General features: G+C 66.7%; 11 protein-coding genes. 3 read left to right on the top strand and 8 right to left on the bottom strand.

The features are described from left to right. Positions 1 to 23 precede the first annotated feature (23 nt). Positions 24 to 1,403 (top strand): LLM class flavin-dependent oxidoreductase, encoded by a 1,380-nt coding sequence (locus VK682_RS08795; protein WP_089845305.1) that lies wholly within the window; start codon positions 24 to 26, stop codon positions 1,401 to 1,403. 106 nt (positions 1,404 to 1,509) lie between these two features. On the opposite strand, the gene VK682_RS08790 is transcribed toward VK682_RS08795, so the two are convergent. The 8 genes from VK682_RS08790 to VK682_RS08755 all read right to left on the bottom strand — a co-directional run bounded on the left by VK682_RS08790 (position 1,510) and on the right by VK682_RS08755 (position 10,897). Beyond that, entirely contained in the window at positions 1,510 to 2,880 is a 1,371-nt protein-coding gene (locus VK682_RS08790) for an LLM class flavin-dependent oxidoreductase (RefSeq protein WP_089845652.1), read from the bottom strand. 74 nt (positions 2,881 to 2,954) lie between these two features. Further along, on the bottom strand, positions 2,955 to 4,694 hold the full coding sequence (locus tag VK682_RS08785) for an ABC transporter substrate-binding protein (RefSeq protein ID WP_324781686.1): 1,740 nt from the start codon (positions 4,692 to 4,694) through the stop codon (positions 2,955 to 2,957). Between the two features lie 50 nt (positions 4,695 to 4,744). Continuing rightward, positions 4,745 to 5,767, bottom strand: coding sequence for an ABC transporter ATP-binding protein (locus VK682_RS08780; RefSeq protein WP_230795586.1), 1,023 nt, complete (start codon positions 5,765 to 5,767; stop codon positions 4,745 to 4,747). Continuing rightward, positions 5,764 to 6,786: an ABC transporter ATP-binding protein gene (locus VK682_RS08775; RefSeq protein ID WP_324781685.1), complete on the bottom strand. Its 1,023-nt coding sequence runs from the start codon at positions 6,784 to 6,786 to the stop codon at positions 5,764 to 5,766. Before VK682_RS08775 ends, VK682_RS08780 begins: the two co-directional genes overlap by 4 nt. Beyond that, positions 6,776 to 7,711: an ABC transporter permease gene (locus VK682_RS08770; RefSeq protein ID WP_230795583.1), complete on the bottom strand. Its 936-nt coding sequence runs from the start codon at positions 7,709 to 7,711 to the stop codon at positions 6,776 to 6,778. The genes VK682_RS08775 and VK682_RS08770 overlap by 11 nt, the downstream gene beginning before the upstream one ends. A 3-nt stretch (positions 7,712 to 7,714) precedes the next feature. Then, complete coding sequence (locus VK682_RS08765) at positions 7,715 to 8,683, bottom strand: ABC transporter permease (RefSeq protein WP_230795581.1); 969 nt, start codon at positions 8,681 to 8,683, stop codon at positions 7,715 to 7,717. Positions 8,684 to 8,893: 210 nt separating this feature from the next. Next, the gene (locus VK682_RS08760) at positions 8,894 to 9,832 is read right to left on the bottom strand and encodes a LysR substrate-binding domain-containing protein (RefSeq protein ID WP_165616756.1); all 939 of its coding nucleotides are present in this window, start codon (positions 9,830 to 9,832) and stop codon (positions 8,894 to 8,896) included. A 408-nt stretch (positions 9,833 to 10,240) separates the two neighbouring features. Further along, positions 10,241 to 10,897 carry a TetR/AcrR family transcriptional regulator gene (locus tag VK682_RS08755; RefSeq protein ID WP_230795579.1) on the bottom strand — a complete coding sequence of 219 codons (657 nt, stop codon included), beginning with the start codon at positions 10,895 to 10,897 and terminating at the stop codon, positions 10,241 to 10,243. Between the two features lie 142 nt (positions 10,898 to 11,039). Here VK682_RS08755 and VK682_RS08750 point away from each other — a divergent pair, with 142 nt between their 5' ends. Both VK682_RS08750 and VK682_RS08745 read left to right on the top strand, forming a co-directional pair. After that, positions 11,040 to 11,504 carry a (2Fe-2S)-binding protein gene (locus VK682_RS08750; RefSeq protein WP_230795577.1) on the top strand — a complete coding sequence of 155 codons (465 nt, stop codon included), beginning with the start codon at positions 11,040 to 11,042 and terminating at the stop codon, positions 11,502 to 11,504. A gap of 8 nt (positions 11,505 to 11,512) precedes the next feature. Continuing rightward, a complete protein-coding gene (locus VK682_RS08745) occupies positions 11,513 to 13,831 on the top strand; it encodes a xanthine dehydrogenase family protein molybdopterin-binding subunit (protein ID WP_230795575.1) in 2,319 nt (772 codons plus the stop codon). Positions 13,832 to 13,854 lie beyond the last annotated feature (23 nt).

The raw sequence follows: 13,854 nt of genomic DNA, 5'->3' as shown, positions 1-13,854 counted from the left end.
CGCCGCCGGAAAAGGAGACGACCATGACCAACCCCCCCCGTCGCATGAAGATCGGCATCAACATGGTGCAGAACGGCGCCCATAATTCGGGCTGGCGCCATCCCGATGCCGATGCCGGGATCGCGAATGACTTCAAAGGCTATGCCCGGATCATCAAGGCCGCCGAGGAGCAGAAGATCGACTTCATGTTCCTGGCCGACGGCGCCGCCGTGCGCATCCCGCACAAGGATGCCGAAGAACTGAGCCGCCACGGCCATATCGACCGGTTCGAGCCGCTGACCCTGCTGGCCGCCGTGGCGGCCGTCACCGACCGGATCGGCCTGATCTGCACCGCCTCCACCACCTATAACGAACCCTATGCGCTGGCCCGCAAGTTCGCCTCGCTGGATCACATCTCTGACGGGCGCGCGGGCTGGAACGTGGTCACCGGCTGGTCCGAGGAAGAGGCGCTGAATTTCAGCCGCGATGCGCTGATGGACCATTCCGAACGCTATGAGCGCGCCAATGAATTCTTCGACGTGGTTACCGGGCTCTGGGACAGCTGGGATGACGACGCCTTCGTGCGCGACAAGGCGGAGGGGCGCTATTTCCGGCCCGAAGGCATGCATCTGCTGAATCACAAGGGGCCGCATTATCAGGTGCGCGGGCCGCTGAACCTTGCACGCTCGCCGCAGGGGCATCCGGTGATCGCGCAGGCGGGCGGATCGGGGCCGGGGCGCGATCTTGGCGCGCGCATCGCCGACATCATCTATACCGGGCAGAAGGACAAGGGCATCGCGCAGGAGTTCTATGCCGACATGAAGGCGCGCGTGGCCGCCGCCGGGCGTGATCCCGACAAGGTGATGATCATGCCGGGCATCATGCCGATCATCGGCACCACCGAAGCCGAGGCGCAGGCCAAGCTTGACGAGATGAAATCGCTGGTCCATCCGGCGGTGGGGCTGCAGCTGATTTCCAAGATGTTCGGCGATCTCAGCGACCGCGACCCCGAAGAGCTGATGCCGCTGCCGCTGCCGGAATCGAACGGCGTCAAAAGCGCCATCGTGCAGTGGGAACGGCGGCTGGAACGCACCCCGATGACCATCCGGCAGGTCTATGAGGAGATCTCGATCTCGTCCGGGCATAATGTCTGCTGCGGCACCCCGGCGCAGATCGCCGATCTGATGCAGGACTGGTTCGAGGATGGCGCCTGCGACGGCTGGAACCTGATGGCCCCCTACATGCCGGGCGGCGCCGAGGATTTCCTGACGCTGCTGATGCCGGAACTGCGGCGCCGGGGTCTGGCGCAGACCGACTATGCCGGGGACACGCTGCGGTCGCGGCTGGGGCTGGAACTGCGCCCGAACCTGCGCAGCGGCGACGCGCAGTCGGCCTCGGACGAGGCCATCGCCGTGTCGCACTGAGGCCAGAGCATGATGCCGGAGGGCGCTCCCTCTTTCCGGCATCCCTTGGGGCGGACCCGCAGGTCCGCCCTTTTTGCATGACCCGGTCCGGGGGCCGCACCGGATCTCAGGCGATAGAGGCCTCGCGCACCCGGTCGGCGCCGGTATAGCGGTTGCGATGCGGCGGCAGGCCAAGGTTCTCGCGCAGGGTGCGCCCTTCGTATTCGGTGCGGAACAGCCCCCGGCGCTGCAGTTCCGGCACCAGCAGGTCGGACACATCGGCAGCCCCGCCGGGCAGGTGGGGCACGGTCAGGTTGAAGCCGTCGCAGGCCTCCTTGTGGAACCAGTCCTCCATGATGTCGGCGATGTCGGCGGCGGTGCCGATGTAGTTGCTGGACGCCTGCCCCGCCTGTTCAAGGTAAAGCTCGCGGATGGTCTTGCCGTCCTGACGGGACCGCGCGATGAGCCGGTCGGCCCAGCCACTGATCCCTTCCCGGTCGCCTGCGGGTTTGAAATCCGCCGGGATCGGTTCGTCCAGCGGCAGGCCGGACAGATCGCCGAACGTGTCGGCAAGGAAGGACAGCCCCACCACCGGATCGATCAGATCCTGCAGCATCTCGAACTTCTCCTGCGCCTCTTCGCGCGTCCTGCCGATATAGGTGCGGAAGCCCGGCATCACCCGCAGAGCATCGGGGGGGCGGCCGAATTTCGCCAGCCGCTCGCGCATGTCGGCGTAATAGGTCAGCGCGTCCTCGATGGTGTTGGACGCGGTATAGATCACCTCGGCCAGCTTGGCGCCGATGTCGCGCCCGGCGGGGGAATTGCCCGCCTGCACCACGATGGGCCGCCCCTGTTCCGAAGGCCGGGCGTTCAGCGGACCGCGCACCTTGAAATGCTTGCCCTCGAAATTCAGCCGGTGCATGCGGCTTTCGTCGAAGAAGATCCCCGACTCCTTGTCGAGCACGAAGGCCCCGTCTTCCCAGCTGTCCCAGAGCCCGGTCACCGCCTCGGCGCATTCGGCGGCGCGCTCGTAGCGCTCGCCATAGTCGCGCACCTGTTCAAGGCCGAAATTCTTGGCCTCCTCGTTCGACCATGAGGCCACGATGTTCCACCCGGCGCGGCCATGGCTCATCAGGTCCAGCCCCGCAAAGCGGCGGGCAAGGTTATAGGGTTCGTTATAGGCGGTGGATGCCGTGGTCACGAGCCCCAGATGCGTGGTCACCGCCGAGATCGAGGCCAGCAGCACCGTGGGTTCGATGTCGGTGATGTATTGCCCCAGCCGCGCCAGCGAGCCCTTTGGCGTGTCCTTGGCCCGCACGCCCGCGCCATCGGCGAAGAAGATCATGTCGATCTTGCCGCGTTCGGCATGGCGGGCGACGGTGTGGTAATGCTCGATTTCGCTGGCGCCATTGACCGGCACATCGGGGTGACGCCACGCGGCGGGGTGGTATCCAAGCCCGCGCATCGACAGGCCGAGCCGCATCATCTTTTTGGTCATGGTTCTGCTTTCCATAGGTTCGGACGGTTCTGGAAGGGGGGCCGGACGCGGGCCGCGCCGCGTCCGGCGGGCCGTCAGTAGACGTAACCGGCCTTGGTCATGAATTCGCGCGCGATTTCGAGATCGTACTCGATGGGCTTGAGCAGATCCGCCGCGTATTCCGGTGCGGTGAAGGGCATCGGCACCGTGCCGGGCGCGCCAAAGCCGCTGGCGATTTCCTGCACGATCTGTTCGCGCGGCATCGCATGGCTGAAGGCCTGCCGGACATAGGCCGCAGCCTCTGCCGCACGGGAGGGATCCTCGCGGCCAAGGGGCGTGTCGACACCGGTGCCAAAAATCGGGTGCCTCAGGTTGTAGCAGACATGCTGCCACTTGTAGCTGTCATAGGTCTGCACCTTGCCCCATGACGGGTCGATCGTGTCGACAAGCGATCCGATGTCATACATGGGATCATGCGCGTCGATCTCTCCCGCGCGCAGCGCCGACAGCACCGCATCCGACCCTTGGATGTTCACCAGATAATAGGTGGTGACATTGCCCGGCGTCTCTTTCCAGTAATCGGGGTTCTTCGTGTAGACGAAGGTGTTGCGCATCTGGTCCTGACCCTCGCTGATCCACGGGCCGGTGCCCACGCCGCCCTTCGCGGAATAGGTCGATCCGTCCGACAGCGTGACATCAAAGGTGCCGTTCCATGTGTTGAACGGATGGGCGCGCAGATCTTCGGGGGCGATGCCTTCCAGCACGTGTTTCGGCATCACCTGCATCGCGTTCATCACCCAGTGTTCGAACTGCACCGTAAATTTGGGCAGATCCACGGTGACCTCGTATTTGCCGGTGGCGCTGAACGCCTCGGGCGAGGCGAAGATCTCCTTGAACGGCGCGTTGAAGGGCGAGGCATAGGCCTCGTTCAGGATCATCGCCCATGTGAACACCACATCCTCGGCGGTGAATTCCTCGCCGCTGTGCCAGCGCACGCCTTCACGCAGCGTGATGACCCAGTGCCGCCCGTCCTCGGACACGGTGTGGCCGGTGGCCAGCGCCGGCTGGATCTCTTTGCTGTCCCAGTCCTTGTATTCATAAAGCCGGTTGAACACCGGGCCAAAGACATTGGCGTCGGAATAGCCGCCCGTATACATCGGCGTCAGGTTCTGCGGCGGCTGCCACGAGGCGAAGGCCGCGCTGGCCTCGTCGCCCGCATCCGCGATGGTCCAGTTTTCGGGATCGGGGAAGAACACCGGATTGAAGGTGGTGCCCGAAAACCCCGAAAGCTTGGGATTGGTGGCGATCACGTCCTCGGGGTAGAACAGGATGGTCATCGGCTGGATGTCATACCAGCGCTTCTGGAAGCGGGTGATCGCCTCCATGCGGGGGGCTTCCTCGCGGGCGGCGGCGTAATCGGCAAGCGAGGCGTCGATTTCCGGGTCATCGACATAGTAGAAATTCTGCCCGTTCGGCGGGAAGGCCGAGGACGAGAACAGGTTGTTCGGCACCGGCGTGATCGAATTGTAGTAATAGCGCTCCAGATAGGCATCCCAGCCGCCGTCGGCATGGGGCTTGCCCTCGCCATTGGTGCGGCGCGGGGTGATCACCGACCACGGCACATAGCTGGACTGCACGTCGATGCCCAGTTTGGAGATCTGCTGCGCCGCCAGCGTGCCCCAGATCATCCGGGCGGGCTGGTTGTTGGGGATCATCATGTACATGCGGAAGAACGGCGCCTGAGCGCGGGCCATGGTTCCGGCGCCGCCTGCCAGCGCGGTTGCCGCAGCACCGGTGGTCTTGAGGAAATTCCGTCGTGTCTGGTTCACTTGCATGGTCTTTTCCCTGTTGTCGGTTTTGTGTGGGTCATCTTTGCCGCGCCTCATCAGGGCGCGGGGGGCTCCAGCGGGTGGTGGCAGGCCAGTGCGCTGCCCTGCGGGCCGGGTTCCATCGGGGGCTCATGCGCCTTGCAGACGGCGCTGGCGCGGGGACAGCGGGTGTGAAAGCGGCAGGCGGCGGGCATGTTCATCGCGCTGGGGATCTCTCCCAGCAGGGTGTTGCGCGCCGAAGGGCGGTCGGGATCGGGCACCGGAATCGCGCTGAGCAGGGCGCGGCTGTAGGGGTGGCGCGGCGCCTCGAACAGGCGGTCCACATCGGCGATCTCGACGATCTTGCCCAGATACATCACCGCGACGCGGGTGCTGAGGAACCGCACCGAGCTGAGATCGTGCGAAATGAACAGGTAGGTCAGTCCCAGTTCCGCCTGCAGCCGCGCCAGAAGGTTCAGGATCTGCGCCCGCACCGACACGTCGAGCGACGACACCGGCTCGTCGAGGATCAGCAGTTCGGGATCCACCGCCAGCGCCCGCGCGATGCCGACGCGCTGCCGCTGGCCGCCCGAAAACTCGTGCGGGTAGCGGTCGGCGTGATGCGGCTCCAGCCCCACAAGGTCGAGCAGTTCGATCACCCTGTCCCGCCACGCGGGCCGGGGCAGCAGGTCATGCACCCGCAGCGGTTCCGACAGGGTCTGCGCGATGGTCCAGCGCGGGTTCAGCGACAGGTAGGGATCCTGAAACACGTATTGCACGCGCCGCCGCATCGCCAGTTCGGCCTTGCGGTCCGGTCCGCGCAGCGTCTGCAGCAGATCCTGCCCGCCCAGCCGGACCTCGCCGCCGCTGGCGTCGATCAGGTGCAGGATCGCCCGGGCCGTGGTCGACTTGCCGCAGCCGCTTTCGCCGACCAGCCCCAGCGTCTGGCCCCGCGCCACGCCGAACGAGATGTCATCCACGGCGCGGATCTCGCCAATGCGGTGGCGGCGGAACATGCCGCGCCGGCTGACCGGATAAAGCTTCTGCAGGCCGCGCACCTCCAGCAGGTCGCGGGCGGGGAAGGGCAGGGGGGCGCTCATGCGGCGTTCTCCTCGACCCGAGAGCCACGGCGCAGGCAGCTGACCGCGTGGCCGGGTCCGCTGGCGGTCATGCGCGGCAGCAGGGTGCGGCAGTCCTCGCCCGCCTCGGCGCAGCGCGGGTGGAACTGGCAGCCGTCCGGCCGCTGCGCCGGATTGGGGGGGCGTCCGCCGATGGCGGGCAGATCGCGCGCGCCCGGCTCGTAGCGCATGTCGATGCGCGGCGTGCTGTCCAGCAGCGCGCGGGTATAGGGATGCTGCGGATCGCGGAACACCGCGCGCGCTTCGCCGCTTTCGCAGATGCGCCCGGCATACATGACAGAGATCCGGTCGGCCATCCGCGCCACCACGCCCATGTCATGGGTCACCAGCAGGATGGAGGTGCGGAAGGTCTCCTTGATCTCGTCGAGCAGATCGAGGATCTGCGCCTGAATCGTCACGTCAAGATTGGTGGTCGGCTCGTCGGCAAGGATCAGCGCCGGATCGCAGAGCAGGGCGCGCGCGATGCAGACGCGCTGTTTCATCCCGCCGGACAGCTCGTGCGGGAACTGGTCCAGCCGCCCATGCGCATCGGTGATCCCCACCTGCCGCAGCAGGTCGGCGACGCGCTCGCGGGTCTGGCGCCGGTTGGCCCGGGTGTGCCACGCATAGATCTCGCCAAGCTGCTTGCCTACGGTCAGGATCGGGTTCAGCGAATGCGCCGGGTTCTGGAACACCATGGCCATCCGCCGCCCGCGCACCTTGCCAAGCGCCGCCGGACCCATCGCGGTCAGATCCTGCCCCTCGAACAGCACCTGCCCGCCGGTGATCTCCGCCCCGCCCGGTGCCAGAGCCATCAGCGCCAGCGAGGTGACGGATTTCCCCGACCCGCTTTCGCCCACAAGGCACAGCGTCTCCTGCCGTCCCACGCGCAGATCGACACCCATCACCACGGGCACGGCGCTGGTGCCGCGACCAAAGCTGACCGACAGGCCGCGCACGTCCAGCAGCGGTTCGGATTGCGGGGCGGGTTTATTTGACACGGGGGTTGAAAGCATCGGACAGCCCATCTGCAAGAAGGTTGAAGCCCAGAACGGTGATGAAGATCGCCGTGCTTGGCGCGATGGAGGCCCAGGGCGACACCTTGAGCTGCGCATAGTTGAAATAAAGCAGCTGGCCCCAGCTGATCGCCTCGGGGTCGCCGAAGCCAAGAAAGCTGACCATCGCCTCTGACAGGATCGCCGAACCGATGCCGAGCGCGATCACCACCACCAGCGAGGGCATGGCATTGGGCAGGATGTGGCGCAGCAGGATGTCCGACCGGGTGGCGCCGATGCAGCGCGCGGCCTCGACGAATTCCATGCTTTTCAGCCGCATGAATTCCGCCCGGGCGATCCGCGCGATGGGGGGCCAGCCGAAGAGCCCCAGCAGCAGCACGATGGTGGTCAGGTTGAGATAGGGGATGTCTTCCAGCGGCGTGCCCACGACGATCACGCCGAAGAGCCGCACCACCGCAAGGATCACCACGAAGACCGGCAGCACCAGAAAGAATTCGGTGAGGCGCATCATCACCTCGTCGGCCCAGCCTCCGACATAGCCGCTGATGCCGCCGATCAGCAGCCCCAGCACCGAGGCGACCAGCATGGTGCCCAGCCCGACCGCCAGCGCCGTGGGGGCGCCATAGACGATCCGGGTCAGCACGTCATACCCCATCCGGTCGGTGCCGAAGGGATGGGCAAGGCTTGGACCGCTGCGCGAGCCGAAATTCATCATCGCCGACTGGTCATTGGCCGCATAGGGCGCGATCAGCGGCGACAGGATCGCCACCAGCACGACGAAGCTGACCAGCCCCAGCCCCAGCATGCCGGTCCGGTTGCGGCGGAAGCGCGCCCAGCCCTGCGCCCACATGCCGCGCGGTTTGTCTGTCCGCGCCGTGCTGGCGGCGGAGATATGGTCGATGGAGGCCATGGATCAGTCCAATCTGATGCGGGGGTCGATGAGGACGTAGGCGATGTCGGTCAGCAGCGTGACGACGACCAGCATCACCGCGATGGCCATGGTGACGCCAAGGATCACCGGATAGTCGAGCTGCTGGATCGCGTTGATATAAAGGTAGCCGACACCGGGCCATGTGAAGACCGTCTCGGTCACCGGCGCCGTGCCCAGCATCAGGCCAAAGAGCAGCGACAGATAGGTCAGCACCGGGATCAGCGCGTTGCGCAGCGCATGGCCGTAGATGATGCGCCGTTCCGGCAGGCCGCTGGCCCGGGCGGCGGTGACAAAATCGTGGCGCAGGATGTCCACGAGGTTGGACCGCATCAGCAGCGTCAGCGCGGCGGTGTTGAAGAAGGTCAGCATCGCCACCGGCAGCACCATGTGCCAGAGCGCGTCCAGCAGATGGCTGCCCCAGAGCGGGGAGCGCATGGAATAGGCGCCGTAAGACGGGAAGATGCCCAGCCAGTAGGAAAAGATCAGGATCAGCAGGATGCCGACGAAGAAGCCCGGCAGCGACTGGCCCAGCATCGCGCTGGCCATCACGCCGAAATCCACACGGCTGTACTGGCGCATCGCCGCCGTCACCGCCATGGCCGTGGCCAGCGCGAGCGCGATCAGGATGCCCGGCACCTGTATCTTGAGGGTTTCCAGCCCCCAGCTTGTCATCATCTGCCAGACCGGCTGGTTGTAGATGATGGAGGTGCCGAAATCGCCCTGCAGCAGGTTTCCCGCCCAGATCAGGTAGCGTGTCGTCGCGGGCTGATCGAGCCCGTAATAGGCGGTCATCTGGTCGATGGCCTGCTGGCTGATGCCGGGGCGTTCGGCCAGCAGGATCTCGATCGGATTGCCCACGGCATTGACCAGCGCAAAGACGATGACGCTGACGCCGAACAGCAGGAAGATCGAAAAGACCAGACGGCGGATGATGAATTGGGTGACCAGCAAGCCAAGGCTCTCCCGTTGCCGCGGGGCGCGACTGCGCACCTGCGGAGCAATGATTTCAGGGGGTTCTCATGGTCTCAGGTTGGGATGCGGCGACCTCTTCGGTCAAATTCCAAATAATTGCTATGCGCGAAACTCAGGTTATGGGCGCGCTGGTTCCATGCCGAAAGACCCCGCCGGGCTGGCGGGGCCTTTCCCTTGCGGGCGGCGCGGTCAGGAGGTGGCGGTGACCCGACCGGTGCCGGGCAGCGGCGTGCCAAGCGCCGGGCTCAGGCTTTCGGCATGGGCCCGGGCCAGATCGATGAACCGCGCCACCTGCGAGGTGCGGGGCCGGTGGCGGGACAGCAGCAGCGACACTTCGGAGCTGACCGTGGGCGTGAAGGGGCGGCAGGTCACCAGTTCGGTGAAGGCGCCAAGGTAAAGCGGGTTGAGCAGCGCCACGCCCGATCCGCGCGCCACCATGGCGCAGATGCTGGGCGCCATGGAGGCTTCTGTCACGATGTCGCGCTGCACCCCGGCAGAGGAGAAGATCTCGTCGATCTGCGCCCGGACATCCGAGGTCGGCGTGAAGTTGATGAAGCGGATCCCGGCCAGATCCTGCGGCGTCAGCGCCGCGCGCGCGGCCAGCGGGTGGCCATGCGGCATGACGCAGACATAGGGGCGACGGTCGAGCGGGATCAGCTCGATCTCCGGATCGTCGACCGGATGGGAGGACAGGCCGATGTCGAGCCCGCCGGAAATCAGCATGTCGGCGATCTTCATCGTGCTACGCGCGTGCAGGGCGACCCGCGCGCTGCTGTTCGCGGTCTGGTATTCCACGATCAGATCCTGAATGAACCCGGTCGACAGCGCAGGCATCACGCCGATGGTCAGCATGGTGCCGTTGCTGTTGCGGATGTCGAAGGCCGCCGTTTCCAGCCGCTCCAGCCCGCGATAAAGGCGGCTGATCTCCTCGAACAGCAGCAGCGCGTCGCCGGTGGGCCGGATCCGTCCGGGGCTGCGTTCAAAAAGCTCCAGCCCGGTATCCTGCTCCAGATGCTGGATCAGCTTGCTGATCGCGGGCTGGGACACGCAGAGCCGCGCGGCGGCGCGGCTGACCGTGCCGGTTTCGATGACGGCCTTGAAGGCCTCGATCTGTCGGACATTCAGCATGGGCGGTCCATATCCTGCGCGCCTGCCCGGGACGGAGGGCAGAAGGCGCGATGCCCCATTCAAAGCGTAATGGACCTGTCTAACATATTTTTCTGGCGGCGTGGCGCGTCTTGCCAAGGCAGTGCCCGAAGTTCGGGCAGACGGTGCGGGCCCGACCCGAAACTTGGGCAGAGCCTTGGGGCGGGCAGGCAGGCCGAGGCGCCCCGCCCGCCCGCGTTCCGGGTGCTAGGCTTTCCCGGGGTCATGCCTGCAGCCCCTCGTTGGCCAGCCCGCAGTTGGCGACGCGGTGGCATTCCACCCCCACCGGCACACCGCAAGAGCTGGGGACATGGGGGATCATCACCTTCAGTTCCGCGATGCTGGCGGCATTGGTCAGGGCGCCGCGGAAAGGCGGGGGCGGGGCCGCGTCTACCGGGCGTTCCCGTCACCGGCCTGCGACTGGCCTGCGAAAAGACCGCCAAGAAAGAACTCCACCGCAAGGCGGATCCATGCCTCGTCGCGGTCGAAGCCGGAGACGGAGGGGTGGAGGTGAACGGGCTTTGTCGCCTCCATCAGGGTGGCGAAGCGCTGCGGAGCCGTCGTCATGTTCAGAAGCAGCCGGGCCAGCTGCAGCGCCCGCTCCGCCTCCACGCTGCCGAAGCCGGGGCTTTCCATCAGAAACCGGGCGATGCGGTCCTCCGCGCCGCGGATGACCCGCTCGTGCAGCATCTCGGCGAGATCGGGCAGGCGCTCTGCCTCGCTGATCGCAACGCGCTGCAGACGCACCGGCCCGCGCCATGTGGACAGATCGCTGAACCGGCTGGTGAAATGCGTGAGCTCCGCCGCTACATCGCCTGCGGGGTCAAGCTCGGGGAGTTCGGCCAGAAACCATTCGACGGCCTGCCCGAAGGACGCGCGGAACAGCGTCTCCTTGTTGGTGAAATGCGCGTAGACCGTGCGCTTCGTGGTCCCGGCGGCCTGCGCCACCTCATCCATCGACGCCTTGTCATAGCCACGCTCACCAAAGGTGATGAAGGCGGCCCTCAGGATACGGGCGGGCAGGGAGAGTTTGTCGTCTTTTTTCATAGCTCGGGCCTCGATCACGATAGCGTATGCACCAATCGGCGCCAGATTGACACCCCGAGTTTGAGTATACTATACCGTATAGTATAAGGGGTGCCCGGTCCCACCGACCGGCAGCTCGTCCGATCAGATACGGAGCCGGGACATGGTCGAATTCACCGTCAATGGACGCGCGGTCGCGCTGGAGGGCAGCGCGGACAAACCGCTTTTATGGGCGCTGCGCGAGGATCTGGGCATTCTTGGTCCAAAGTTCGGCTGCGGCGTTGCCGAGTGCGGCGCCTGCCGGGTGCTGATCGACGGGCAGTCCGTGCCCTCCTGTCAGGTCTTTGTCGGCGACCTCTCAGGCGCCCGCGTCGTGACGGTGGAGGGGCTGGCCCAGCCCGATGGCCAGCTTTCGGCGGTGCAGCAGGCCTGGCTGGACGAACAGGTGCCGCAATGCGGCTATTGCCAGCCCGGTTTCCTGATCGCGGTGACAGCGCTTCTGTCGCAGATCCCCAACCCCAGCGATGCGCAGATCGACGAGGCGATCACCAATATCTGCCGCTGCGGCACCTATCCCCGCATCCGCCGCGCCATCCACCGCGCCGCCGCCACGCTGTCTGCCGGATAGGAGCCGCCATGCCCCGCCTGATCACCCGCCGCGGCCTGCTTCTGACTGGCGCCGCCTTGGGCGGCACCGCCCTTGTCGCTGGCATTGCCGGTATCGGCTATCTCTCCACCGTCGATGTCGACGGGCTGGAGGGTCATGTCGATGGCGAAAGTGCTGTCCTGAACGCCTTCGTGGTGCTGCATCCGGATGGCAGCGTCGTCATCAACGTGCCCCGGACCGAAATGGGACAGGGGATCCATACCGGCCTTGCCATGATCGTGGCCGAAGAAATGGACCTGCCCTTTGACGACCGCATCCGGGTCGACTTCCCGACCGACGCCCATCCCGCCTATTCCACATGGTTCAACGTCCTGCAGGTCCGTCCGGAAGAGGCGAGCGGCCCGGTGGTCTGGCTGGGGCGGCGGGTGCTGGGCGAGATGGGCTTCATCGCCACCGGGGCTTCGGGCTCGACCATGGGGCTGTGGCATCCCATGCGCGTGGCGGGGGCGGCGGCGCGGCAGATGCTGATCGCCGCCGCTGCGATCCGGCTGGGCGTGCCGCCGTCGGAATTGACCACGGCGGCAGGGGTCGTGCGCCATGAGGCGACCGAACGGGCCCTTTCCTATGGGGAACTGGCGCGGGCGGCGGCGGTGCTGCCGCCTCCGGACGATCCTGTGCTGAAAGCCCGGTCGGACTGGCGGCTGATCGGGCGGTCGCAGCCGCGGGTGGATCTGCCTGCCAAGGTCAGGGGTGCTCCGGTTTTTGGCATGGATGTGACCCTGCCCGACATGCTGCATGCCGCGATCCGCCACGCGCCGGTGTTTGGCGCCAGCGTCACTGGTGTGCGGAACGAGGCGACGGTGCGGTCCGCACCCGGCGTGGTGGATGTGGTGCAGATCGACGGGCGGCATGTGGCGGTTCTGGCCCGCTCGTGGTGGCAGGCCGAACAGGCGGCATGGCTGCTGCAGATCGACTGGTCGGCAACCGGTGCAGAGGCGGTGGACAGCGCGCGGCTTGCCGCACGCCTGACCGAAGCGCTGGCAACCGGCAGCCCGCATGACCATATCGATGAGGGCGATGCGGCGGCGGCGCTGGCCGCGCCCGGGGCCAAGGTCATCGAGGCCGAATACGGTGTGCCCTTTGTCACCCATGCCTGCATGGAGCCGATGAACGCCACCGCGATCCTGCATCCGGATGGCCGCGCCGAGATCTGGGCGCCCTCGCAGAACCGCGTCACGATGCGTTCGGGGGCTGCGCGCGGCATGGGCTGGGCGGGGGTCAGCGCCCGCGAGACCACGCTGCACATCACGATGAACGGCGGCGCCTTCGGGCGGCGCAGCGATCAGGACGTGATCGCCGAGGCCGCCTATCTCGCCGCCCGCCACCCGGGCCGGGCGGTCAAGGTGATCTGGTCGCGCGAAGAGGATATCGGGCGCGGCCTGTATCGCAGCCACGCCGCCGCCCGCCTGCGCGCCGCGCTGGGGCCGGACGGGCTGCCTGTGGCCTATGACGCGCTGGTGGCGGCGCAGTCGATCCTCCATTCCATGGGCGGGCGCAACCTGCCGGTCACGCCCGGCCCGGACGGCGACGTTCTGACGGTCGAGGGGCTGGACAAGCGTCACTACACCCTGCCCAACCGCCGGATGCGCAGCCAGCATGTGCCCAGCCACATGCCCATCCATTTCTGGCGGTCGAACGGGTTTTCCTTCAACACCTTCTTCACCGAAAGCTTCATCGACGAATGCGCGCAGGCGGCGGGGGCCGATCCGCTGGCCTATCGGCGGGCCCTGCTGCGCGACAGCCCGCGGCATCTGGCCGTGCTGGACCGGGTCGCGCGGATGGCAGGCTGGGGCGCGCCGCTGGCTCCGGGACGCGGGCGGGGCATCGCGATCGAGGAATGTTATCGCAGCGTCGTCGCTCAGGTGGCAGAGGTGACGGTGGCGCCCGACGGCGAGGTGACGGTGGACCGGCTGTTCTGCGCCATCGATGCAGGGCTCGTCATCAACCCCGATCAGGTCGTGGCCCAGATGGAGGGCGGTGCAATCTATGGCGTGACAACCGCGCTGATGAGCGCGATCCGCGTCGAACGCGGCGCCGTTGTGGAAACCAACTTCCACGATTTTCCGGTGCAGCGCCTCGCCAACGCGCCCGCCATCGCTGTCGAGATCGTCGAAAGCGGCGGGCCGCCCTGCGGGGCGGGGGAACCCGGCGTGGTTCCGGCGGCGGCAGCGGTCGCCAATGCCCTGTTTGCCGCCACCGGGCGCCGCCTGCGCCACCTGCCGCTGACCGTCACCGAAACCATCGGCGCGCACCGGATCCGCAGCATGCTGCCGCCCGATCAGGCGTGACCGCCGCTTGCCCTTTCAGACAT

The sequence above is a fragment of the Salipiger marinus genome (assembly GCF_035481585.1).
GTDB lineage: Bacteria > Pseudomonadota > Alphaproteobacteria > Rhodobacterales > Rhodobacteraceae > Salipiger > Salipiger marinus.
Note: the sequence above shows the minus strand (reverse complement) of the source record. Positions and strands in the feature narration are given on the sequence as shown.

Bases quoted from the DNA above. Each gene is read 5' to 3' on its own strand.
- VK682_RS08795 (WP_089845305.1), top strand. From the start codon at position 24: ATGACCAACCCCCCCCGTCGCATGAAGATCGGCATCAACATGGTGCAG.
- VK682_RS08790 (WP_089845652.1), bottom strand. From the start codon at position 2,880: ATGACCAAAAAGATGATGCGGCTCGGCCTGTCGATGCGCGGGCTTGGA.
- VK682_RS08785 (WP_324781686.1), bottom strand. From the start codon at position 4,694: ATGCAAGTGAACCAGACACGACGGAATTTCCTCAAGACCACCGGTGCT.
- VK682_RS08780 (WP_230795586.1), bottom strand. From the start codon at position 5,767: ATGAGCGCCCCCCTGCCCTTCCCCGCCCGCGACCTGCTGGAGGTGCGC.
- VK682_RS08770 (WP_230795583.1), bottom strand. From the start codon at position 7,711: ATGGCCTCCATCGACCATATCTCCGCCGCCAGCACGGCGCGGACAGAC.
- VK682_RS08760 (WP_165616756.1), bottom strand. From the start codon at position 9,832: ATGCTGAATGTCCGACAGATCGAGGCCTTCAAGGCCGTCATCGAAACC.
- VK682_RS08755 (WP_230795579.1), bottom strand. From the start codon at position 10,897: ATGAAAAAAGACGACAAACTCTCCCTGCCCGCCCGTATCCTGAGGGCC.
- VK682_RS08750 (WP_230795577.1), top strand. From the start codon at position 11,040: ATGGTCGAATTCACCGTCAATGGACGCGCGGTCGCGCTGGAGGGCAGC.
- VK682_RS08745 (WP_230795575.1), top strand. From the start codon at position 11,513: ATGCCCCGCCTGATCACCCGCCGCGGCCTGCTTCTGACTGGCGCCGCC.